General features: G+C 73.6%; 17 protein-coding genes and 1 pseudogene. 10 read left to right on the plus strand and 8 right to left on the minus strand.

Annotated features, from left to right (window positions below):
* Nucleotides 1-123: 123 nt before the first annotated feature.
* Both E1265_RS04295 and E1265_RS04300 read right to left on the minus strand, forming a co-directional pair.
* Nucleotides 124-2232 (minus strand): 3-hydroxybutyrate oligomer hydrolase family protein, encoded by a 2109-nt coding sequence (locus E1265_RS04295; protein WP_132928857.1) that lies wholly within the window; start codon nt 2230-2232, stop codon nt 124-126.
* A gap of 139 nt (nt 2233-2371) precedes the next feature.
* Nucleotides 2372-3709: a citrate:proton symporter gene (locus E1265_RS04300; RefSeq protein WP_165953641.1), complete on the minus strand. Its 1338-nt coding sequence runs from the start codon at nt 3707-3709 to the stop codon at nt 2372-2374.
* Nucleotides 3710-3897: 188 nt separating this feature from the next.
* On the opposite strand from E1265_RS04300, the gene E1265_RS04305 reads away from it, so the two are divergent.
* From E1265_RS04305 to E1265_RS04315, 3 genes are all read left to right on the plus strand, one after another.
* The gene (locus E1265_RS04305) at nt 3898-4824 is read left to right on the plus strand and encodes a LysR family transcriptional regulator (RefSeq protein ID WP_132928859.1); all 927 of its coding nucleotides are present in this window, start codon (nt 3898-3900) and stop codon (nt 4822-4824) included.
* A 150-nt stretch (nt 4825-4974) separates the two neighbouring features.
* The gene (locus E1265_RS04310) at nt 4975-6201 is read left to right on the plus strand and encodes a CoA transferase (RefSeq protein ID WP_243740523.1); all 1227 of its coding nucleotides are present in this window, start codon (nt 4975-4977) and stop codon (nt 6199-6201) included.
* Nucleotides 6202-6255: 54 nt separating this feature from the next.
* Nucleotides 6256-6981 carry an aldolase/citrate lyase family protein gene (locus tag E1265_RS04315; protein WP_243740524.1) on the plus strand — a complete coding sequence of 242 codons (726 nt, stop codon included), beginning with the start codon at nt 6256-6258 and terminating at the stop codon, nt 6979-6981.
* Here E1265_RS04315 and E1265_RS04320 read toward each other — a convergent pair.
* Nucleotides 6978-7501, minus strand: a pseudogene (locus tag E1265_RS04320) (GNAT family protein). The gene E1265_RS04315 and the pseudogene E1265_RS04320 sit on opposite strands and share 4 nt — an antisense overlap.
* A gap of 74 nt (nt 7502-7575) precedes the next feature.
* Nucleotides 7576-8394, minus strand: coding sequence for an SAM-dependent methyltransferase (locus tag E1265_RS04325; RefSeq protein WP_132928860.1), 819 nt, complete (start codon nt 8392-8394; stop codon nt 7576-7578).
* A 276-nt stretch (nt 8395-8670) separates the two neighbouring features.
* Between E1265_RS04325 and E1265_RS04330 the strand changes: the two genes are divergently transcribed.
* Nucleotides 8671-9759: an S-(hydroxymethyl)mycothiol dehydrogenase gene (locus E1265_RS04330; RefSeq protein WP_132928861.1), complete on the plus strand. Its 1089-nt coding sequence runs from the start codon at nt 8671-8673 to the stop codon at nt 9757-9759.
* Nucleotides 9760-9811: 52 nt separating this feature from the next.
* Here E1265_RS04330 and E1265_RS04335 read toward each other — a convergent pair whose 3' ends face one another.
* From E1265_RS04335 to E1265_RS04345, 3 genes are all read right to left on the minus strand, one after another.
* Complete coding sequence (locus tag E1265_RS04335) at nt 9812-10357, minus strand: snapalysin family zinc-dependent metalloprotease (RefSeq protein WP_243740525.1); 546 nt, start codon at nt 10355-10357, stop codon at nt 9812-9814.
* Nucleotides 10358-10497: 140 nt separating this feature from the next.
* Complete coding sequence (locus tag E1265_RS04340) at nt 10498-11370, minus strand: aldo/keto reductase (RefSeq protein WP_132928863.1); 873 nt, start codon at nt 11368-11370, stop codon at nt 10498-10500.
* 73 nt (nt 11371-11443) lie between these two features.
* Entirely contained in the window at nt 11444-12235 is a 792-nt protein-coding gene (locus E1265_RS04345) for a VOC family protein (protein ID WP_132928864.1), read from the minus strand.
* 225 nt (nt 12236-12460) lie between these two features.
* On the opposite strand from E1265_RS04345, the gene E1265_RS04350 reads away from it, so the two are divergent.
* The 6 genes from E1265_RS04350 (at nt 12461) to E1265_RS04375 (ending at nt 18943) form a co-directional block, all read left to right on the plus strand.
* Nucleotides 12461-13657: an ROK family transcriptional regulator gene (locus E1265_RS04350; protein ID WP_132928865.1), complete on the plus strand. Its 1197-nt coding sequence runs from the start codon at nt 12461-12463 to the stop codon at nt 13655-13657.
* A gap of 30 nt (nt 13658-13687) precedes the next feature.
* On the plus strand, nt 13688-14863 hold the full coding sequence (locus tag E1265_RS04355) for a Gfo/Idh/MocA family oxidoreductase (protein ID WP_132928866.1): 1176 nt from the start codon (nt 13688-13690) through the stop codon (nt 14861-14863).
* A 6-nt stretch (nt 14864-14869) separates the two neighbouring features.
* Nucleotides 14870-15877: a sugar phosphate isomerase/epimerase family protein gene (locus E1265_RS04360; protein WP_132928867.1), complete on the plus strand. Its 1008-nt coding sequence runs from the start codon at nt 14870-14872 to the stop codon at nt 15875-15877.
* Nucleotides 15878-16217: 340 nt separating this feature from the next.
* Nucleotides 16218-16928: a hypothetical protein gene (locus tag E1265_RS04365; protein WP_132928868.1), complete on the plus strand. Its 711-nt coding sequence runs from the start codon at nt 16218-16220 to the stop codon at nt 16926-16928.
* Between the two features lie 21 nt (nt 16929-16949).
* Nucleotides 16950-17876, plus strand: a complete 927-nt coding sequence (locus tag E1265_RS04370; RefSeq protein ID WP_132928869.1) for a hypothetical protein — start codon at nt 16950-16952, stop codon at nt 17874-17876.
* Nucleotides 17873-18943, plus strand: a complete 1071-nt coding sequence (locus tag E1265_RS04375; protein WP_132928870.1) for a serine hydrolase domain-containing protein — start codon at nt 17873-17875, stop codon at nt 18941-18943. The genes E1265_RS04370 and E1265_RS04375 overlap by 4 nt, the downstream gene beginning before the upstream one ends.
* Before the next feature lie 7 nt (nt 18944-18950).
* Here E1265_RS04375 and E1265_RS04380 read toward each other — a convergent pair whose 3' ends face one another.
* A complete protein-coding gene (locus E1265_RS04380) occupies nt 18951-21122 on the minus strand; it encodes an MMPL family transporter (protein WP_132928871.1) in 2172 nt (723 codons plus the stop codon).
* Nucleotides 21123-21131: the final 9 nt, after the last annotated feature.

Below are 21131 nucleotides of genomic sequence, written 5' to 3' on the forward strand. Positions count from 1 at the left end.
AACACGATCCGAGATTGCATATCGTATGCAGTAGCCCATATGATCGCGGCATCCGCCGCGATGTGTCCAGGGGCGGGCGAGGGGTTTTCGCTCCTCGACGTGTTCACTCTGGGCGCGGCCGGATCAGTCGGGCACGTCCACCGCGGTCCCCCGCAGCCGGACGCGGTCGCCCGGCGCCGGATCCGCGGCGATCGGGGGCACGTTGGCCGGGGTGAGCTCGGGCGCCCGGCCCGGCTCGCCGCCGCGCGGCACGGTGCGGACGACCTGGCTTGGCGGCAGCGCGCGCCCGGTGGTCAGGTGGTCCCACATCAGGTCGAGCGCCTGCTGGTAGTAGTAGCCGAGCGGGACGTAGCGGTTGTCGAACCCGGCGGCGGTGCTGTCGCTGTGGTGGGCGTTGGTGACCTCCACGTAGGACAGCCGGCTGGCCTCGCCCTCCGCCCGGGCGTTGAGCCCCAGATAGGGGCGGGCGCTGTGGTTGACGGGCACCCGGGCGTCGTCCCTGCCCTGGACGACCAGCGCGGGCCTGCCGCCCAGGTCGCCGTCCCGCCGGGTCTCGTCGAGCCCTTGCGCCACCCGGTCCGCCCAGGCGCGCTCGGCGGCGGTCGCCGGGTCGCCGAACGCCAGCCGGTAGACACAGCGTTCGCCGGCCAGGTTGTAGTCGGGCCGTCCGTCGGGGCCGAGGGAGCGACGGTCAGCGACCGGGCCGCCGTGCGAACGGTCGTTGATCAGCGTGCCGGGCGCCGGGGCCCGGCCCCCGCTGGTGGCGAAGGCGGCGGCCAACTGGGCCGCCGTGTAGGGGGCCGGGCGGCCGTCCGCGTCGGTGGCGGCCCAACTGTAGCCGCACAGCGCGTCGGCGGCCGAGGCGCGGGCGAAGCTCATGGCGTAGGAGACGGGCGTCTGCGGATCGTAGTGGCTGGCCTGGAGGTAGCCCGACGTCGGCTGGAACCCGGCCCTGACCAGGGCCCGTTGGGCCAGCTCCGGCAGACCGGCCGGGCCGGCGGCCGCCGCGTCGGCACGGGAGACCAGCCGCGGATCGTCGCCGACCAGCGCGGCGCAGCGGCGGGCCGCCGCCGACCGGTCGAAGGAGTCGTGGCCCGGCGCCTGGGGGTCGGCGAGGACCGCGCAGGGCTGGAGCAGCGCGGCCAGCGCGCCGTAGCGCACCAGCGGCATGCCGGCCGCCGGCACCCGGACGCCGCCCTGCCGGACGGCGACGCCGCGCAGCGGCGCGAGGTTGAGCTGCGGGGCGGCGGCGACCACGGCGTCGATCAGGCCGCGCCGGTCCTGTTCGCCAGCGGCCAGCACGGCGCCTCCGCCGTTGGAGACGCCGGCCGCGATCACGGTCGTGTTCTCCGGGGTGTAGCCGTCGCTCGGGCCGCCGGCGCGGTGCTCGCGGTTGAGCAGTGCGAGCGCGAGCTCGACGGCGCGCACCGTGTCGCGCCCCCAGGTGGCCTGCGGGTTGCGCCCGGAATGCGCCTGCTTGAAGGCGATCCGGTAGGGGCTGCGGGCGTTGTACCGCTCGCGGGCCGCGTCGCTCAGGCCGGCGTCGAACACGGCCAGGTCGCCGAGCTCGGCGCGCGGCCCGGTGGTGCCGTCGGCGGCCATCACGGTGTCGGAGGCGAGGTCGTGGAAGCCGGGGCCCATGCCCTTGTCCGTGTAGGCGACGGCGCAACCGCGGTGCAGCGCCCAGGCGCCGGCGCCGCCGATCGCCTGGTAGACGCCGAGCAGCCCGGCGGCCGGGGCGGCGACCACGCAGGGGCGGGACCGGTCGAGGTCGTCCGGCACCTGCACGACGAAGGTGACCGGGTCGGCTCCGGTGCCGGCGGTCGCGGTGTACTCCGTGCCGGGGATCCGGCCGTCGCCCGGCACCGGCCGTCCCTCGGGTCCGATGTCGGGCCCGTAGAGCCGGCCGAGGCCGCCGGAGTCGTCGCCGTACAGGCCGGCCGCGCCCCAGATCGCCAGCCGACGCAGCTCGGCGGGGGTGGGGTGCTCGGGGTCCGCGAAGCCGGGCGGGTCCGGTTCCCGCAGCCCGGCGAGGCCGAGGCCGGCGGTCAACAGGTCGTCGTCCTGGCCGTCGAGGTGACGTGCGGTCAGCGAGGCGACGTAGCCCGGGAGCCGGGCCGTTGTCGGCGGGGCGGCGCCAGAAGCCGGCGCAGCCGGCACCAGGGCCGCGACGCAGAGGGCCAGGGCGGCGAGTGCGCCGTAACGGCGGTGGCGGGCGGGTGCGTTCGACATGGCTGGGCTCCACTTCACGGCGCGAGAGCGCCGGTGACGGTCACCCGCGCGGCTGGTGCCGCTCGCGGGTGCGGGGGCGAGGAAGGCGATGAGCCGGGAGGGAGGTGCGAGGCGGGCCGGTCCACTGCGGGAGCCCTCGTCAGAGCGCGAAGGCGCCGGTCAGCAGGGCGCCCGCGGTCATCACCAGGGTGGTGGCGAAGGCCCAGCGGAAGATGAAGCGCTGGTGCTCGCCGAGGGACACGCCGCTCATGCCGACCAGGATGAACGTGGAGGCGGTGAGCGGGCTGAGCGGGAAGCCGGTGGTCATCTGGCCGAGGAGGGCGGCCCGGCCGACCTCGGCCGGGTCGCCGCCGGAGCCGGCGGCGGTCTCCGCAAGCACCGGGAGCACGCCGAAGTAGTAGGCGTCCGGGGTGAAGACGAGGCTGAGCGGCATGCCGGTGACGGCGACCAGCACCGGCAGCCGGTCGGCCAGCGCGCCGGGTATCGCGTCGACCAACGCCCCGGCCATCTCGTCGATCATCCCGGTGCCGGTGAGGATGCCGGTCAGTACCCCGGCCGCGAAGATCATCGTGGTGACCAGCACGACGTTCCTGCCGTGCCTCTCGAGCAGCTCCTGCTGCCGCTCCCAGGTGGGGTGGTTGAGGACCAGCGCCACCGTGAAGCCGAGGACGAAGAGCACCGGGAGCGGCATGACCTCGGCGATCAGCGCCACCAGCAGGGTGAGGGTGAGGGCCAGGTTGGCGGCGGTGAGCCAGCGCGGCGTGGTGGGCTCCGGCAGGCGCAGGGTGCCTGGACCGTCCCCCGCCGCCGCCGGCTCGCCGGCCGACTCCCCGGCCGCGGCGGGGCGTTCACCGGGGTCGAGCGCGGCGATCCGGCGTCGCTCGCGGCGGCCGATCAGCCAGGACGCCACCAGCACCCAGCAGACACCAAGGACCATCGCGGGCAGCACCGGCGTGAACAGCTCGGAGCTCTCCAGGTCGAGCGCGGCCATGGCCCGCACCGTGGGCCCGCCCCAGGGCACGATGTTCATCACCCCGGCGCCCAGGCAGACCACCCCGGAGAGCACGAGCGGGCTCATCCCGAGGCGCTTGTAGACGGGGAGCAGCGCGGAGATGGTGATCACGAAGGTGGACGCGCCGTCGCCGTCCAGGGCCACGCACATGGTGAGCACGGCCGTGCCGACGGTGATCCGCAGCGGGTCGCCCTGCGCGAACCGCAGGATGCCGCGGATCAGCGGGTCGAAGAGGCCGGCGTCCACCATGAGGCTGAAGTAGAGGACGGCGAAGGCGATCATGATGCCGGTGGGGGCCACCGTGGTCAGCCCCGCCAGGATCAGGTCGCCGAGCTCGCCCGCGTGCCCGCCGACGAGCGCGGCCGCCACCGGCACCAGGACCAGGGCGACCAGCACGGAGACGCGCTTGGTCATGGTCAGCAGCAGGAAGACGGCGATCGTGGCGAAGCCCAGGGTTGCCAGCATGGGTGGCTCGCTTTCTCGGGGTACGGCCCCCGGCGGCGGCACGCGGGGAGGCTGACCCGGGGCGGGCTGGCCCCGGCGCGTTGCAGGAGAGTTTCCGAGCCACGACAGATCGGCGTCCAGCATCAAACCGAGATTCTTTTATGCGATCTGCGCATCATTCCCGCGGCGCGCGCCTATGCTCGCTGGCCATGGATGCCACCCTGCGCCAGCTCACGGCCTACGTCGCCGTCGCCCGCGCCGCGAGCTTCACCGCGGCCGCCGCCGAGTTGCACGTCTCGCAGTCCTCGCTCAGCCGGGTGGTCGCCGACCTCGAGCGACTGCTCGGCACCCAGCTGCTGGAACGCAACACGCGCAACGTCCGGTTGACCCCGGCCGGCGTGGAGGCGCTGCGCATAGCGGAGCAGATCATCACCGCGCACCGGGCCGGCATGACCGAGCTGCGGCGCTTCCTCCAGGGCGAGTCGGGCACCGTCACCGTCGCCACGCTGCCCTCGGTCGCCGCCGTGCTGCTGCCCCGGGTGATCTCCGGCTTCCGCGCGGCGCACCCGCGGGTCTCGGTGCGGCTGCTCGACGGTCTCGAGCGCGCCGTGCTCGGGCGGGTGTCGGCCGGCAACGCGGACTTCGCGATCTCCACGGTGGGCCGGCCGTCCGACCAGGTGTCGGGACAACCGCTGATCAGGGACCGGTTCGTGGCCGTGCTGCCGGCCGACGACCCGCTGGCCGAGCGGGCCGAGGTGTGCTGGGGCGACCTGGCCGCCCGGCCGTTCCTGGCCGTCGGGCGCGACTCAAGCGTGCGCCGGCTGACGGACGCGGCCTTCGCGCAGATCGACGCGACGGCGGCGCCGGCCGCGGAGGCCGGCAGCGTCGCCACGGTCGGCGGGCTGGTGGCGGCCGGCCTCGGCGTCACGGCCCTGCCGGCGCTCGTGCTGCCGCTGCTCGGCACCGGACCCGTCGTCTGCCGGCCGCTGGTGGAGCCTGTGGTCGACCGGCGGCTCGACCTGGTGCTGCGCACCCGGCGCTCGCTGCCGCAGGCGGCCGAGCGGTTCCTCGCCGCGCTCACCGAGCTCCGGGACTCGGCCCTGGAGTTGCCGACCGGCGTCTCCTGGGCGTCCTGACGGCGCGCCGTGCTATCTCCCGCGCCCCCATTCATGCGAAAGGCGCATGGATTAAGGACCTTCTTTTGCTGGACGAGCATCGGTCGCGCTGGGCACGCTGAAGCTTCGACGATGGCGGTGGTGATGCCGGTGGTGGTGAGGAGTGTGAGCGTGCCGGACGAACAGCGGGAAGTGCTCGACGGGCCGCGGCGTGGGCAGTTGCGTGGGCTGAAGGTAGTGGAGTTCGCCCATGTGGTGGCCGGGCCGCTGGCCGGGTCGATGCTCGCGGACCAGGGCGCGGACGTGGTGCACGTCGAACCGCCGGGCGCGGGCGACCCGGCGCGCTCGATGGGGCCGCGCCGGGACGGTGTGCCGCTGTGGTTCAAGGTCGCCGGGCGCAACAAGCGGTCGGTCACGCTCGACCTGCACCACGAGGCCGGCCGCGCGGTGGCGCGCCGGCTCGTCGCCTGGGCCGACGTCGTCATCGTCACCATGCGGGCCGGCCGGCTGCGGAGTTGGGGACTCGACTGGGATTCGGTGCACCGCCTCAACCCCCGGGCGGTGCTGCTCCAGATATCCGGCTACGGCGCGACGTCCTCGCGGGCGGACGCCCCCGGCTTCGGCAAGATGGGCGAGGCGCGCAGCGGCGTCGTGCACCTGACCGGCTTCGCGGACGGGCCACCCGTGCACACCGGTTTCTCGCACGGCGACGCCGTGACCGGCCTGATGGGCGCGTACGCGGTGCTCGCCGCGCTGCACCGCCGGGCCACGGAACCGGAGTTCGACGGCGAGTGGATCGATCTGGCCTTGTTCGAGCCGCTGTTCCGGCTGGTCGAGTGGCAGGTGATCGTGCACGACCAGCTGGGCAAGGTGCCGGAACGCTCCGGCAACCAGCTGGCGGTTGCCCCGGCCGCGGTGATCAACACCTACCGGTCGAGGGACGGCGAGTGGATCACGGTCACCTCGGCCACGGTCCGTTCGGTGCGCAACGTGGCGCGGCTGCTGGGACTGCCCGACGCGGAGTTCGCCACGGTGGAGCGGCAACACGCCGGCCGGGAGCGGCTCGACGCGGGGCTGCGGGAGTGGGTGGCCAAGCGCGGCACGGACGAGTGCCTGGCGGCGTTCGCCGAGGCCGAGGTGGTCGCCTCCCGGGTGTTCAGCGCGGCCGACATCGCGGCCGATCCGGTCTACGCGGAACGGGAGGACATCGTCACCGTGCCCGACCCGGACCTCGGTCCAGTGCGGATGCAGGCGGTGATCCCGCATTTCAGGCGGCGCCCCGGCGAGGTGTGGCGCGCGGGTCCCGCGCTCGGCCAGGACAACGAGCTCGTCTACCGGGAGTGGTTGGGGCTCGCCGACGAGGAGCTGACGGGCCTGGAGGAGAACGGTGTCATCTGAGCTCGCGCGGCCGCCGCTGCGCTCGATGCTGTTCGTGCCCGGCAACCGGACGGAGTGGCGGCCGAGCTGCCGCTGGCGCTGTTCGTCCGGGTCAACCCGCTGGACGACTGGCCGGCGGCCGCCCAACTGCGGGCGGTGGCGCGGCCCGGCCTCGCCGGCGTGGTGCTGCCCAAGGTGAGCGACGCCGAGCAGGTGCGGCTCGCGGACCGGCTGCTCGGCTGGTGCGAACGCGAACACGGCCTGGCCGAGGGCGCCTTCGCGCTCGTGCCGCTGCTGGAGACCGCGCGGGGGCTGCGGTCCGCCTTCCGGATCGCCGAGGCCGCCCCACGCGTGGCCTACGCGGGCGCGCTCACCGCGCCGGGCGGCGACGTGGAGCGGGCCGTCGGCTACCGCTGGAGCCCGGCGGGCACCGAGACCCGCGAGCTGCGCTCCCGGGTGCTGCTCGACGTGCGGGCGGCCGGGGTGGCCCACCCGGTGGGCGGGTTGTGGACGCGGATCGCCGACCTGGTGGGGCTTCGGGCCTTCGCCGAGCAGAACAGGGCACTCGGCTACGCCGGCATGATGGCGATCCACCCGTCCCATGTGCCGGTGCTCAACGAGGTGTTCTCGCCGAGCGCGGAGGAACTGGCGCGCTGCGCCCGGCTGGTGGCGGCCGTGGCGGCCGGCCAGGCGGCCGGCGCCGGCGCTGTCGCCTTCGAGGGCGAGATGGTGGACGAGGCGATGTCGGCCACGGCCCGTGCCCTGCTCGCCCGACACGGCGGCGGGACCGCGGCACCCTAGCGTGCCGGCGGGTCGTCGTGCAGGATCCGCTGGAAGAGCCGGTGGTCGCGCCAGTCCCCGTCGATGTGCAGGTAGTTCGGGGCCAGGCCGACCGGTTCGAAGCCGTTCCTGGCCAACACCCGCTGCGACGCGGCGTTGTGGAGCAGCGTGGCCGCCGCCACCCGGTGCAGGCCGAGCCGGTCCCGCGCGTCGGCGCAGACGTGCGCGACCGCCGCGCCGGCGAGACCGCGGCCCGTGTAGTCGGCGTCCACCCAGTACCCGAGGTCCGCGCTCTGGAAGGGGCCGCGCACCACGTTGGAGAGCGTGACGGCGCCCACCGCCCGGGCGCCGTCCACCAGCAGCCAGGGCACGAGCCGCCCCGCCGCGCCTCCTCGGCCCCCGTGCGGAGCAGGGCGGCCTGCCCCTCCGCCGTGTAGAAGGCCTCGGGCCGTCGGGGAACCCAGGGCGCCAGGTACGCCCGGTTACGCCGATGGGCGGCGGCCAGGGCGACATGGTCGCCCTCCTCGGTGGGGCGGAGCAGGACACCGCCCCCGAGGTCGACGGTCAGATCACCAGCGGAACTCACGGCCGTAGCATCGCACGGCCTCGGCCCGCTCAGTTCTTGCGGGCGACGCCGCCGACCATGAGGCGCTGGGCTATGGACAGCGGGGTGCCGACGGGTCCGTCGGGGCGCCACATCGGCAGCGCCACCACACCGGGCTCCAGGAGCTCGTACCCGTCGAAGTAGGCCGTTATCTCCTCCAAGGTGCGGAACCGGCCGGTGCCGAGGAACTCCAGCATCGTCTCCTCGACGGCACGGGCCTCGGGGCCGGTGTCGCAGAAGGCGGTGATCATCAGGTGGCTGCCGGCCGGCACCGCGTCCATGTACGCCTCGACGATGCCCTTCGGCCCCTCGTCGTCGTGCAGGTGGTGCAGGATCCCGACCAGCAGCACGCCCACCGGCCTGGAGAAGTCGATCAGCCGGCGCACGCTGGGGTGGTCGAGCACCTTCTCCGGCTCGCGCAGGTCGGCGGTGACCACCGCGGTGTTCTCGTTCTCCTCGAGCAGCGCCCGGCCGTGGGCCAGCACGATCGGGTCGATGTCGACGTAGACCACGCGCGCGTCGGGGTTGTACCGCTGCGCGACCTGGTGGGTGTTCTCCAACGTGGGCAGGCCGGCGCCGAGGTCGATGAACTGGTCGATGCCCGCCTGCTCCGCCAGGAAGCGCACGCCCCGGCCGAGCACCGCCCGGTTGAACCAGCCCACGTCGCTGATGTGCGGCATGTCGAGGCGCACCTGGTCGGCGACCACCCGGTCGACCTCGTAGTTGTCCTTGCCGCCGAGCACCGCGTCGTAGACGCGGGCGATACTCGGCCTGCTCAGGTCGATGTCCGCCGACTGGACGTCCGCCGAGCCGCCATCCTGCTCCACCACCGAAGCTCCGTCCCTCAAGTTGCCGCTGTTACCCGTGAGTTCGTGCCGGGGCCAGAGTAACCCGGACGAGTGGTTCCCCGACCGAGACCACGCGGCTTCGGATAACCGTAACCTCCCTTGTTTCACGGCGGGTTACGGCCTCCAGCCTGGCCGGTTCGCGACGGGGGTTCCGCCCGTGGTCCGGATACCTTCCCAGGGAGCGAGAAGTATGCGGGATCGACGCGGTGTCGCGGCCGCGGCTCCGCGACGCACCGGCCGAGGAAGGGCGGTCTGGCCATGACACAGGAGGTGCGGGGTGTCATCGCACCCGGCAGGAACGAGCCGGTGCGGGTGGCGAGGGTGTTGGTGCCCGACCCGGGTCCGGGCGAGGCGGTGGTGCGGGTGCTGGCCTGCGGGGTCTGCCACACCGACCTGCACTACCGGGAAGGTGGCATCACTGACGACTTCCCCTTCCTGCTCGGGCACGAGGCGGCCGGCACGGTGGACGCGGTGGGACCCGGCGTCACCGAGGTGGCGCCCGGCGACTTCGTCATCCTCAACTGGCGTGCGGTGTGCGGCCGCTGCCGGGCCTGCCGGCGCGGCAGGCCCTGGTACTGCTTCGACACGCACAACGCACGGCAGCGGATGACGCTGGCCGAGGACGGCGCCGAGCTGACGCCGGCGCTCGGCATCGGCGCGTTCGCCGAGAAGACGCTGGTGGCGGCGGGCCAGTGCACCAAGGTGGACGGCGCGGTGTCGCCCGCGGTGGCAGGGCTGCTGGGGTGCGGCGTGATGGCCGGGATCGGCGCCGCCATCAACACCGGCGGCGTGGGCCGCGGGGACAGCGTCGCGGTCATCGGCTGCGGCGGGGTGGGAAACGCGGCGGTGCTCGGCTCCCGGCTGGCGGGCGCGGCGCGGATCATCGCGGTGGACATCGACGACCGGAAGCTGGCGGCGGCGAGCCGTCTCGGCGCCACCCACATCGTGAACTCCCGCGAGACGGACCCGGTCGAGGCCGTCAGGGAGCTGACGGGCGGGCTCGGGGCCGACGTGGTGATCGAGGCCGTGGGCCGCCCGGAGACCTATCGGCAGGCGTTCTACGCCCGCGACCTGGCCGGCACGGTGGTGCTGGTGGGCGTACCGACGCCGGAGATGACGATCGAGCTGCCGCTGCTCGACGTGTTCGGCCGGGGCGGGGCCCTGAAGTCGTCGTGGTACGGCGACTGCCTGCCCTCCAGGGACTTCCCGATGCTGGTGGACCTGCATCTGCAGGGCCGACTGGATCTTGACGCGTTCGTCAGCGAGACGATCGCGCTCGACGAGGTGGAGCCGGCCTTCGGCCGGATGGGCACCGGCGAGGTGCTGCGCTCGGTGGTCGTGCTGTGAGGTGGGCCGACCGGCCCGTCGGCGGCCCGCCGGGGCGGGCCGCCGGATCGGCTCAGTCCAGGTAGGTCGCGGGCGCGGCGACGGCGAGGGAGCCGCCGAAGGCGCTCTCGACGCGGGAACGCTCGCTGCTGTTGGGGGAGGCGTTGGTGCAGGAGACGCCGGCCGTCGAGCCGGACATCAGGCTGCTGCAGGGTCCGGGCTTGATGTCCGGGAGGCCGAGGATGTGGCCGAGCTCGTGGGCGGCGATCCGGACCGTGTTGTAGCCCTGGTCGACCGCCTGGCGCCCCATCCAGACGGTGCCGTTGCCCAGGCTGGTGGTCTGGGCGCGCGGCCAGCCGTTGTCGGCGACGATGCGGATGTTGGCGCGCTGGCCCGGCTGGACTGGCACCAGGTCGACGCTGGTGACGCTCTCGTTCCAGATGGCGGCGCCGCTGGCCACCGCGCTGGCGAACTCGGCGCTGCCGCTGGCGTCGTAGGTCAGCACCGTGGCGACGAGCGGCCGCCCGGCCGCCTCCTGGGGGGCGGCCACCGCCTGGCCGCCGGTCCACAGCAGGGCCGCGAGCAGCGTGGTCAGCAGCACCCTGGCAGCCTTGGCCAATGTCACGATCAGCCTCCGGGGGGACGAAGCGAGAGAGTCATGGGCATGACATTTGAGCATGCCATCTCGCATCTGCCCGCCCCTGGGTCCTTCCATGCGTGTGGTCGCCGGCCGCGGCCGGCGACCACACGCCCGCCCGCTCAGACCGCGTCGGCCAGCTCGGCGAACTCCGCGTCGCTGAGGGTGATTCCGGCCGCGCCCAGGTTCTCCTCGGCGTGACCGACCCGAGAGGTGCCGGGGATCGGCACCATCACCGGGGAGCGGCGCAGCAGCCAGGCGAGCGCGAGCTGGGAGGGGCTCGCGCCGTGCCGCCTGGAGATCCCGTCCAACGGGCCGCCCGGCCTGGCCAGTTCGCCGGTGGCCATCGGGAACCAGGGGATGAACGCCAACTGCTCGCGCTCGGCGTACTCCAGCACGTCCTCGGCCTGCCGGGTGGCGAGGTTGTACAGGTTCTGCACCGAGACGACGCGGGCGATCCTGCGGGCCCGCTCGATCTCCTCGACGCTCACCTCGGAGAGCCCGATGTGCCGGATCTTGCCCTCCCGCTGCAGCAGCACCAGCTCGCCGAGCTGGTCCTCGAACGGCACCTTCGGGTCGACGCGGTGCAGCTGGAAGAGGTCGATCCGCTCAACGCCGAGGTGGCGCAGGCTCAACTCGGCCTGCTGGCGCAGGTACTCGGGCCTGCCCACCGGCCGCCAGTCGTCGGGGCCGGCGCGGGTGAGGCCGGCCTTGGTGGCGATGACCAGGTCCTCGGGGTAGGGGGCGAGCGCCTTGTGGATGAGCTGCTCGCTGACGAAGGGGCCGTAGGAGTCGGCGGTGTCGATGAAGGTGACGCCGAGCTCGACCACCCGGCGCAGCACCCGGATCGCCTCGTCCGGGTCCCGGGGCTGGCCCCAGACGCCGGGCCCGGTCAGCTGCATGGCGCCGAAGCCGAGCCGGTTGACGACGAGGTCGCCGCCGATGGTCAGCGTGCCGGAGGCGCCTGCTGGTCGGTCGTCGGGGTGCGTGCTCATGCTGCTCCCTGTCTCCCTTGTCTCGGTCTGGCTGTCTCGGTGTCGAAGGGCCCGGGGCGTGGCCGACCCGGCGTCAGCCGGTCGGGGTGAGGACCACGAAGTCGGCGCCGGCCGGGTCGACGCAGACGGCCAGGCGGCCGACGCCCTCGGCGTCCTCGGGGCCCATCTGCACCCTGCCGCCGCGCCCGGTGATCCGACCGACCGTGGCGTCGCAGTCGGTCACGTGGAACACCGGGTGCCAGTACGGCTTGCCGCCGGTGAGGGCGAGCAGGTCCGTGGTGACCTGCATGATGCCGCCCTGCATCCGCTCCTGCCCGCCGCCCGCCGGGCTGATCAGGGCGTAGGTGCCGCCGCCGCCCGGCAGCTGCATGTCCTGCGTCTCCCAGCCGAAGAGGCGACCGTAGAACTCCTTGGCGGCGGCCGCGTCCGTCGTGTAAAGCTCGGTCCACGACAGGCTGCCCGGGCCGTCCACCTTCTGCAGGCCGGGGTCGGTGCCCGGTTCGAGCACGGCGAACTGCGCGCCCTGCGGATCGGTGAGCTGGGCCATCCGGCCGCTCTCGCCGGCCGCGGTCGGCGGCGTGCGCACGGCGCCGCCGGCGCCCTGGACGGCGGAGACGGCGGTGTCCGCGTCGTGGACGCGGAAGTAGATCATCCAGGCCGAGCGGGCGCCCTCCTCGGTGAGCGGGCCGGCGGCCGCGACCGAACGGCCCTCGTGCCGGAAGACGCCGTAGCCGCCGGCGTCGAGACCGAAGGGCTTGAACTCCCAGTCGAAGACGGCGCCGTAGAAGGCGGCGGCCGCCGCCACGTCCGACGCGCCGAGATCGAGCCAACAGGGTGAACCGGTGACATAGTCGGTCGTGATCATGGGCCTTCCTTCCGCCGCCCGCGGCTGGGTTCCCCGCAAGCCAGCGTTACACCCGGCACTGACAATCGCCCGCCGGCCGGTCCACCCGGGGCATGGGACCCGCGCCGCCACTCTCGCCCGCACTATTGCCAGCACCACGACCGCCGGGCTTAAATGCTGGGCGAACTTCTTACATAGAGTGCAAGAACTAAGAAGGCCGAGACCAGCAGCACACCGGGGGCGCGCATGCGAGTGGAGAACAGCCACCAGCCACGCATCCTGGCCCTGCTGCGCACCGAGGGCCCGCTGCCGCCGGCCGGCCTCGGCGCGCGGGTGGGTCTCTCCCGGTCCAAGATCGGTCAGGAGCTGGGGCGGCTCGAGGAGTTGGGCTTCATCGAGAAGGCCGGGCACGCCGCGTCGAGCGGTGGCCGCCCCTCGGGCCTGGTCCGGCTCTCCTCGCGGCTGCGGTTCGTGGGCGTGGACCTCGGCGCGACCTCGCTCGACGTGGCCGTGACCGACGGCCGGCTCACGGTCCTCGAGCATCTGGCCGAACCCTGCGACGTGCGCGCCGGCCCGGAGGCGGTGCTCGACCGGGTGGTCGAGCTCGTGGACCGGCTGCGCGCCTCGGGCGCGGTGTCCGAGCTGCACGGCGCGGGCGTCGGCATCCCGGCCCCGGTCAGCTTCCTGCACGGCTGCCCCGTCACCCCGCCGATCATGCCGGGCTGGGACCGCTACCCGGTTCGGGACGCGCTCGCCGAGCGGCTCGGCTGCCCGGTGCTGGTGGACAACGACGCCAACACCATGGCGCTGGCCGAGAGCCAGGTGGGCCTCGCGCGCGCGGTGCCCGACTTTCTCTTCGTCAAGCTCGGCACCGGCATCGGCTGCGGCGTGGTCGCCGGCCGCCAGGTGCACCGTGGCGGCACCGGCAGCGCCGGCGACATCGGCCACATCGCGCTGGAGGACGCGGGCCCGGTCTGCGCCTGCGGCAGGACCGGCTGCCTGGAGGCGTGGTTCGGCGGCGCGGCGCTGGCCAGGGACGCGCACGCGCTGGCCGCGGACGGCGGCTCGCGGCTGCTGGCCGAGCGGCTGGCCCAGCGGGGCGAACTCTCGGCGCCCGACGTCTCCTGGGCGCTGGCGTCCGGCGACCCCGCCGCCCTGGAACTGGTCAGGCGCGGCGGACAGCGGCTCGGCCGGGTGCTGTCGGGCCTGGTCAACTTCTTCAACCCGTCGATGATCGTGGTCGGCGGCGGCGTCGCCGGGCTCGGCCACACCCTGCTCGCCGAGGTGCGCAGCGAGCTCTACCGCCGCTCCACCCCGTTGGCCACCAGCGACCTGCCGGTGGTGCTCTCCGAACTCGGCGGCACGGCCGGGGTGGTGGGTGCCGCCGGCCTCATCAGCGACCGCGTCTTCGCCTATCGACGCCCGGATCCCGCCACTCCCTGACCGCCTCTGACGATCGATCGGAACCTCACGATGCAAGCTCTCGGTGTCGCACTCATCGGCCACGCCTTCATGGGCCGTGTGCACTCCCACGCCTGGCGCTCGGTGGGCGCCTTCTTCGGCCCATCGCTCGAGCCGAGGATGACCATCGTGGCGGGGACCGACCGGGCCAGAACCGAGGCGGCCGCCGCCCGGCTCGGGTGGCAACACGCCACGGACAACTGGCAGCAGGCCGTGCACCGGGACGACGTCCAGGTCGTCGACATCTGCTCGCCGGGGGACAGCCACGCGGAGATCGCGATCGCCGCGCTCGAGGCCGGCAAGCACGTGCTGTGCGAGAAGCCGCTGGCCAACACGGTCGCCGAGGCCGAGGCGATGGTCGCGGCCGCCCGGCGGGCCAGGGAGCGCGGGGTGCGGTCGATGGTCGGCTTCACCTACCGCCGCACCCCGGCGCTCAGCCTGGCCAGGGAGATGGTGGCCGAAGGCCGGATCGGCCGGGTGCGTCAGGTGCGTGCCTCGTACCTGCAGGACTGGCTGCACGATCCCGAGGCGCCGTTCACCTGGCGTCTCGACCGGGCCCGCGCGGGCTCGGGGGCGCTCGGCGACATCGGCTCGCACATCACCGACCTGGCCGAGTACCTGATCGGCGACCGGCTCGACGGCGTGTCGGGCCAGACCGCGACCTTCGTCGACAGCCGACCGCTGCCCGGCGGTGCCGAGGGCGCCAGGGGCGAGGTCACCGTGGACGACGCCGCCGTGTTCACCGGCCGGTTCGCCGGCGGGGCGCTCGGCGTCTTCGAGGCGACCAGGTTCGCCGCCGGGCGGAAGAACGCGCTGCGCATCGAGCTCAACGGCACGGCCGGCAGCCTGGCCTTCGACTTCGAGTCGATGAACGAGCTGTGGTTCCACGACGCGACCGAGCCGGCCGCGAGCGCCGGCTTCCGCCGCATCGTGGTCACCGAGCCCGACCACCCCTACGTGGCGGCCTGGTGGCCGCCGGGCCACGGCCTCGGCTACGAGCACGCCTTCACCCATCAGGCCCGCGACTTCCTCGATGCGATCGCGGCGGGCGCCGACCCGGAGCCTGGCTTCGAGGCGGGCCTGCACGTGCAGCGGGTGCTGGCCGCCGTCGAGGCGAGCGCCGCGAACGAGAGCCGCTACACCAGGATCGAACCTGACAGTCCGTCCTCACAACCCGTAAGGAGCTGAGCCGCGATGTCGCGTCCCGTCACTCTGTTCACCGGTCAGTGGGCCGACCTGCCCTTCGAGGAGGTGTGCCGGCTGGCGGCCGGCTGGGGCTACGACGGCCTGGAGATCGCCTGCTCCGGCGACCACCTGGAGATCGACCGGGCGGTCGCCGAGCCGGACTACCTGCCCGCCAAGAAGGCGCTGCTCGAGAGTCACGGTCTGAAGGTGTTCGCCATCTCGCACCACCTCGTCGGGCAGGCCGTGTGCGACCACCCGATAGACGAGCGGCACCGCGGCATCCTGCCCGGCAGGATCTGGGGCGACGGCGAGCCCGAGGGCGTCCGCCGGCGCGCCGCCGAGGAGATGAGGAACACCGCCCGGGTGGCGGCCGCGCTCGGCGTGAACACCGTGGTCGGGTTCACCGGCTCGTCGATCTGGCACACCGTCGCCATGTTCCCGCCGGTGCCGGCCGCGATGGTGGAGGCCGGCTACCAGGACTTCGCGGACCGCTGGAACCCCATCCTCGACGTCTTCGACGCCGAGGGCGTGCGTTTCGCGCACGAGGTGCACCCGAGCGAGATCGCCTACGACTACTGGACGACGCAGCGCGCCCTGGCGGCCGTCGACAACCGGCCGGCTTTCGGCCTGAACTACGACCCGTCGCACATGGTGTGGCAGGACCTGGACTATCTGGCCTTCATCTCGGACTTCGCCGACCGGATCTACCACGTCGATTTCAAGGACACCAAGAAGCGGTTGAACGGCCGCAACGGGCGGCTCGGTTCGCACCTGCCGTGGGCCGACCCGCGGCGCGGCTGGGACTTCGTCTCGCTCGGCCACGGGGACGTCGACTTCGAGGGCTGTGTGCGGGTGCTCAACGCGATCGGCTACGACGGGCCCATCTCCGTGGAGTGGGAGGACGCGGGCATGGACCGGCTGATCGGCGCGCCGGACGCGCTGGCGCGCGTCCGGGAGCTGGTGGCCATCGAGCCGCCGGCGCAGGCCTTCGACGCGGCGTTCAACACCGGCGGCTGAGCGACTAATACCACGATTATGCCACGGTTATGCCACGGTAATATCGCATTACTTCCTGCGGTATTACCGTGGTCCCGTCGGAACACGGATTCCCGCCCAGCAAATGTGAGCGGATCAACTCTCGCCCTGCGCCCCATCCATTCCGTTACACGGCGAATACCCAGCGAACCGGTTTCCCCGACCTCCGGACCCGGGATAAGCACCCCTGCCAGGAATTCCTGGAACGAAAGGGGAAACCCGTGTCCGAGCTTCACGAATCCGCGCCGCGGGCCGAAGGGGACTCCCTCGGCGGCGTCATCCAGGACCTCGCCCGCGCGCTGGCGCGCTGAGGCTCCGCTCGATGTCGATCACGCATCAGCCGGCGCCCGGCTCCGTCGAGGAGGCGACCGGGGCCCTGGCCGACGCACTGGCCGGGGCCCTGCGGCGCGGGGACCAGGGCGTCGCCGCTCGCTTCCGCCTCGACTCGTGGGACCAACGGCCCGGCGGCCTGGCCGCCGTCCGCGTGCTGGGCGCTGACGTGCTCGTGCCCTTCCTGCTGACGGGCCAGCCCCTGCGGCAGGATGAGGCGTCGCTGGTGCGGGCCGCGGTGCGGGCCTACCCCGCACCGCGAGGCCACGGCCCCGAGGAAGCCCTGTGGGGCGTCAGGGACGCCGCCCTCGCCGCGGCGCTGGCCCGCCTCGGCGTGGACGCCGCCGGCTGGGAGGGCCTGGCCGCCACCGGCGCGCCGACCCGTCTGGCCCCCGGCTGGCTGACGCTGGCCGCCGATCTCGTCCGCCTCTCCACCGCGGCGCACCCCCTGCTCGCGCCCGACCTCACCAGGCGACTCGGCGATCGCCGCCTCGACGTCGAACGCGGCCTGGTGCGCGCGGTACTCCGCCACGACCTGCTGAGCGCCGCCCGGCTCTCCCGCTGGCTGTTGGCGCTCTCCCCCCGGGGCGCGGGCGCGGTGGCGCTGCCGCCGATCCTCGACCTCCTGGAGACCGTCGGCGCCGACGATCCCCGGGTGCGGTTCGAGACCGCCATCGCCCGCCGTCTGAACGACTCGCACTGAGACCATCCGAGGAGGAGCAGCATGGACGCCATGGCGGTGCGCCTGGCCCAGCAGGTCAGCGAGCGGGCCGTGGACTGGCTGGGGCGGCTACGCGGCCGGTTCGCGCTCGACCGCGAGGTGCCGGAACACGAGATCAGCGGCGAGAGCCTCAAGGCGCTCGGCGAACTGGCACTCGTCGCCAGCGTGGTGATCCGCGAGGCGGTGGCGGGCCCGCGTTCGGCCGGGACCGCTCGCTCACTGCTCGACTTCGCCTGGCGGGAGTTCGACGAGGGCGCCCTGCTCTGGCGGCTCCAGAGCCACACCCCGGGCGCCACCCACGCCATGGAGTTCTACTCCCACTTCGTCCCCGTCGGATACCGGCACCCGGGGCTCGACCGGCTCGCCGGGACGGTACTCGGAACCCGCGCCGCCCGGGTGGTCGAGCACGTGCCAAGCCGACGGCTCGCCGTCTGGGCGGCCGCACGCCGGATCGGCGTCCAACCGCCGAGCGCCGCGTCCGAGTTGATCGACCGGACCTGGCTGGGCGGCACGCCGGAGCCCTGGATGATGGACGCCGACAACGCCCACGGTGTCACGCACACCGTGTTCCACCTCACCGACTGGGGCGACGACCCGGCCGGCCTTCCGGAGCCGCTGCACGCGTATGTCAGGCGCTGGTTGCCCGTCTGGGTCGAGGTGTTCCGCGAGACCAGGTTCTGGGACCTGCTGCTCGAGTTCCTGATGGTGGGCGCCTGTCTGCCCGAGCCGATGCTCTTCCCCACCGTCTGGAAGGAGGTGACGGAGGCCCAGCACGCGGACGGCATGCTGCCCAACAGCCTGACCACGCCGCCGATGGAACCGGAACGCGCCTGGGCCAACCACCACCCCACCATCGTGGCCGCGGTCGCCGGCACCCTCACCGTCTCCCGCGCCCTGTCCACCGCGACCACGGGCGGGAGCCGGGCATGAGCACCACGGCCACCATCGCGGGGCTGCTGAACAAGCACATCGGCGACCTGGTCGCCGATCAGCACGCCCCGGCCGCGGTCGGCGCCGCGATCCGCGGCGCCGACCAGTCGGTCGCGGTCGCCGGTGACCGGCTGCGGCCGGGTCGCGCCCACCGGGACCGCGGCCGGCAACCCGTCTGCCCTGACACGCTGTTCGCCCTCGGCTCGCTCACCAGGACCTTCACGACCCTGCTGCTCGCCGAGCTCGCGGTGCGCGGCGAGGTCTCCTACGACGACCCGATCGACAGCTATCTGCCGCCCGGCGCCACCCCCCTTCCCGGGCCCGGCGCTCCACGCGCCCTGGTGGATCTCGCCACCCACACCGCCGGGCTCCCCCGGCTGCCCCGCAACCTCTACCCGCGCGGGCTGCGCCGCTGGCGGACCGACCCCTACGCCGGCTACCGCCCGATCGACCTCTACCGGGCCACCGCCCGGCTGCCCCACCAGCCGAGGCGCACCACCATCCGCTACTCCACCTTCGGCGTCGGCCTGCTCGGCCAGTTGCTGGCCAACGCCGCCGGCACCGACTACGCGGAGCTGCTGGCCGAACGGGTGCTGCGTCCCCTCGGCATGCGGGACACGCAGGTGCCCGACGAGCCGACGCTCGACGAGCGAGCCGCGCACGGCCACCGCCGTGGGCACCCGTTCCCGCACTGGCACTTCGACGCGCTCGCCCCCTCCGGCGCGCTCTACTCGACGGCCGCCGACATGCTGCGCTACCTACGCGCCCAGCTCAATCCCGCCACCGTCGTCCCGTCCTCGCTGGCCTCGGCGGTCATCGACTCGCAGTGGCCACGCCGGGCCACGCAGCGGGGCCAGAGGGTCGTCGGCCTGGGCTGGGACATCAGGGTGGTCGAGGGCCGCGCCCTGCTCTGGCACACCGGGGCGACGGGCGGCTTCACCGCGTTCGCCGGCTTCAGCCCGGACGCCGACGCCGGGGTCGCGGTGCTGGCCAACACGACGCCGACCCACCGGCAGCCGGTGATCCGCGCGGGCCGCCGGCTGTTCCGGGCCCTGGCGCTGCCGTGAGCCGGCGTCACTCGTCGCCGGGGCGTTCCAGGCGTCGCCCCTCGATGTCGGGGTCGGGCACCAGCCGGCCGAACCAGGCCGGGTGGTACCAGATGCGGGACCCCGTGATGGCCATCACGGCCGGCACCAGGGTCAGCCGGACCACGAACGCGTCGAGCAGCACGCCCACCGCGAAGGCGAAGCCGATGGCCTTGATGGTCGGGTCGTCGGTGGCCATGAACGCCACGAAGATCGCGAACATGATGAGTGCGGCCGCCGTCACCACCCGGGCGGCGAGCGCCGTGCCGAGCGCGACCGCCCGCCGGGGATCGTCCGTCTCGCCGCACACCTCCTTGATCCGGGAGACCACGAACACCTCGTAGTCGCTGGAGAGTCCGAAGATGATGGCGAGCATGATGATGGGCAGGAAACTGATGGTCTCGGTCGGCGTGATGCCGAACAGGTGCTCGCCCCAGCCCCACTGGAACATGGCCACCTCGGCGCCGAACGCGGCGGCCACCGAGAGCAGGAAGCCGAGGACGGACTTCAGCGGCACCAGGACGGTGCGGAAGGCGAACGTCAGCAGCACGAAGGCGAGTCCGACCACCACGATGAGGAAGACCGGCAGCGCGTCGGCGAGTTTGGCGGAGACGTCGATGTTGGAGGCCGTGTTGCCACCGACCGTGACATGGGCCCCGGTGCCGGCCGCGACCTGGTCCCGGTGATCCCTGATGTCGTGCACCAGGTCGGCGGTGGCCGGGTCGTTGGGGCCGGTCGCCGGCACCGCCTGGATCACCGCGACGTCGTGCCCCGAGCCGACCGGCCTGGCCGAGACCACCCCGGGCCGCTCGCCGACGGCCTCCGCGATCCGGTTCACGTCGCGCTCCCCGCGCGCCCCGTGCGCCACCACGAGCAGCGGCCCGTTGGCGCCCACCCCGAAGCCCTCGGAGATCAGGTCGTAGGCGCGGCGCTGGGTGTCGGAGGTGGGCTTGGCCGAGCCGCTCGGCAGCCCGAGCTCCAACTGGGTGGCGGGCAGCGCGAGTACGCCGAGCAGCACCACGCCGCCGACGAGCACCGGGATTCGGTGGCGGACCACGAACCGCGCCCACGCCGCGCCCCTGCCGCGCTCGGGCGTGTCGGCCGCGGTCCTGGCCACCCGCTCGGTCCAGCCGGGCCGCCAGGGGAGCCGCAGGAAGCGGAGGACGCGCCCGCCGGCGAAGCCGAGCACGGCGGGCAGCAGGGTCAGTGCGATCGCCATGGCCACCAGCACGGCGACCGCGGCGCACAGTCCCATCACGGTCAGGAAGGGAATGCCGACCACCGAAAGGCCGCAGAGCGCGATGATCACGGTGAGCGCGGCGAACACCACGGCGCCGCCCGCCGTGCCCGCGGCCATGCCGGCCGAGTCCTCGCCCGCCATCCCGGCGAGCAGGTTGTTGCGGTGCCGGTAGAGGATGAAGAGGCCGTAGTCGATGCCGCAGGACAGGCCGAGCATGATGGCGACCGTGGTGGAGGAGGAGGCGATGTCGACCACCGCGGCCACGGCGGTGACCCCCATGATGGTGATCAGCACGCCGAGCACCGCGGTCACGATCGGCACCCCGGCCGCCACCACCGCGCCGAAGGTGATCAGCAGGATGACCAACGCGATGACCAGGCCGACGAGTTCGGGCAGTTCCGAGACCTCGGTGCGCCAGCCGGGGTAGACGCTGCCTGAGTACTCGACCTGGACGTCGGCGTCCTCGGCCGGCCGCACGGCGCGCTCCACGCCGTCGAGCGTCGACTCGTCGACGTTCCCCGGCGCCTCGGTGAAGTCCACGCTGCCGAGGGCGACCCGCTCGTCGGACGAGACGGCCCGCGACTCGAACGGGTCGGAGACGGCGCCGACCTGCGACACGTCGTCGAGGCGCCGCATGGTCTCCTCGATCGCGGCCCGCTGGCGGTCGTCGGTCACCCTGGCCTGCCCGTGGGTGGCGAACACCACCTGGGCCGAGCCGCCGCCGAAGGCGGGCAGCTTCCGCTTGAGCAGGTCGGTGGTGCGCTGCGACTCGGTGCCGGGGATGGTGAAGACGTCGTTGGTCTGCCCGCCGCTGCCGAGCGCCAGCGCCACCGCGACCACGGCGAGCAGCAGCCAGCCGCCGAGCACCAGGCGGCGGCGCCGGTAGGCCCACCGGCCGAGCCTGAACAGTAGGTGGGACATCGCGGTTCC

It is taken from the genome of Streptomyces sp. 8K308, assembly GCF_004348315.1.
Lineage (GTDB): Bacteria > Actinomycetota > Actinomycetes > Streptomycetales > Streptomycetaceae > Streptomyces.

Excerpts from the sequence above, each read along its gene's own strand:
- E1265_RS04295 (WP_132928857.1), bottom strand. The coding sequence starts at position 2,232 with ATGTCGAACGCACCCGCCCGCCACCGCCGTTACGGCGCACTCGCCGCC.
- E1265_RS04300 (WP_165953641.1), bottom strand. The coding sequence starts at position 3,709 with ATGCTGGCAACCCTGGGCTTCGCCACGATCGCCGTCTTCCTGCTGCTG.
- E1265_RS04305 (WP_132928859.1), top strand. The coding sequence starts at position 3,898 with ATGGATGCCACCCTGCGCCAGCTCACGGCCTACGTCGCCGTCGCCCGC.
- E1265_RS04330 (WP_132928861.1), top strand. The coding sequence starts at position 8,671 with ATGACACAGGAGGTGCGGGGTGTCATCGCACCCGGCAGGAACGAGCCG.
- E1265_RS04340 (WP_132928863.1), bottom strand. The coding sequence starts at position 11,370 with ATGAGCACGCACCCCGACGACCGACCAGCAGGCGCCTCCGGCACGCTG.
- E1265_RS04345 (WP_132928864.1), bottom strand. The coding sequence starts at position 12,235 with ATGATCACGACCGACTATGTCACCGGTTCACCCTGTTGGCTCGATCTC.
- E1265_RS04350 (WP_132928865.1), top strand. The coding sequence starts at position 12,461 with ATGCGAGTGGAGAACAGCCACCAGCCACGCATCCTGGCCCTGCTGCGC.
- E1265_RS04355 (WP_132928866.1), top strand. The coding sequence starts at position 13,688 with ATGCAAGCTCTCGGTGTCGCACTCATCGGCCACGCCTTCATGGGCCGT.
- E1265_RS04360 (WP_132928867.1), top strand. The coding sequence starts at position 14,870 with ATGTCGCGTCCCGTCACTCTGTTCACCGGTCAGTGGGCCGACCTGCCC.
- E1265_RS04365 (WP_132928868.1), top strand. The coding sequence starts at position 16,218 with ATGTCGATCACGCATCAGCCGGCGCCCGGCTCCGTCGAGGAGGCGACC.
- E1265_RS04370 (WP_132928869.1), top strand. The coding sequence starts at position 16,950 with ATGGACGCCATGGCGGTGCGCCTGGCCCAGCAGGTCAGCGAGCGGGCC.
- E1265_RS04375 (WP_132928870.1), top strand. The coding sequence starts at position 17,873 with ATGAGCACCACGGCCACCATCGCGGGGCTGCTGAACAAGCACATCGGC.
- E1265_RS04380 (WP_132928871.1), bottom strand. The coding sequence starts at position 21,122 with ATGTCCCACCTACTGTTCAGGCTCGGCCGGTGGGCCTACCGGCGCCGC.